Source organism: Pseudoduganella aquatica, from assembly GCF_009857595.1.
Taxonomy (GTDB): Bacteria; Pseudomonadota; Gammaproteobacteria; order Burkholderiales; family Burkholderiaceae_D; genus Rugamonas; species Rugamonas aquatica_A.
This window is the reverse complement of sequence record NZ_WWCU01000133.1, coordinates 1-429: the sequence shown is the minus strand read 5'-3', so window position 1 is coordinate 429 and position 429 is coordinate 1. Positions and strand designations below refer to the sequence as shown.

The 429-nt window shown below is 77.2% G+C and carries 1 pseudogene; it reads right to left on the bottom strand.

The window, feature by feature from the left end:
• A pseudogene (locus GTP77_RS29905) lies at nt 1-429 on the bottom strand (efflux RND transporter periplasmic adaptor subunit); the annotation flags it as partial.

Here is a 429-nt window from a genome sequence, read left to right as displayed (position 1 = left end):
TGCAGCCGCGCCAGCGCGCTGCGCGCCTCGGCCCAGGTGGCCTCGCCCTGCGCCACGCCCGCCCTGGCCGCCGCCAGCGCGGCGCGCGAGCGCACGATCTGGTCCTGCAGCTTGGCCGTGTCCAGCTCGACGAGCACCTGGCCGCGCCGCACCCTGTCGTTGATGTCGACCAGCACCCGCGCCACCGTGCCGGAGAGCTCGCTGCCGATGTTGACCGCCCGGGTCGGCTGCAGGGTGCCGTTGGCCGTCACGCTCATGGTGACGCTGCCGCGCCGCACCGGCACCGTGACGTACAGCGGCGCCGCGCCGGCCCGGGAATACACTTGCCAGGCGTACCAGCCGGCGCCCGCCAGCGCCGCCGCCAGCGCCGCCGTTCCCCATCGCGCCGGGCGGCGCCACCAGGGACGGCGCTCCGCTTCGGCATCCGGC